Annotated in this window: 1 protein-coding gene; it reads left to right on the top strand. The window is 34.3% G+C overall.

Going from position 1 to position 233, the window contains the following annotated elements; translation table 11 throughout:
• A partial coding sequence (locus AOA62_RS03325; protein WP_158235113.1) for a GerAB/ArcD/ProY family transporter occupies positions 1-233 on the top strand: 233 nt, incomplete at both ends.

A 233-nucleotide genomic window follows, 5' to 3' on the forward strand; every position in this document is an offset into this window, starting at 1 on the left:
GCTTGAAAATCTACTCTATCCTTTATTAAATTTATATCAAGCTGTAGTTTTATCAAACGTGGAGCGAATTGAAACGCTCGGAATAACTTTATTTGTTTTATCAGTATTAGGAAAATCATCCATCTATCTTTGGGCAGCAAAAAAAGGAGTGGATGCACTGTTTAGTAAACATAAAAACAGATCATGGCATTTGTACTTTATAGCAGGGGTTGTGCTCTTCATCATCATAGGAC

The sequence above is a fragment of the Pseudomonas sp. 2995-3 genome (assembly GCF_002742565.1).
GTDB lineage: Bacteria > Pseudomonadota > Gammaproteobacteria > Pseudomonadales > Pseudomonadaceae > Aquipseudomonas > Aquipseudomonas edaphica.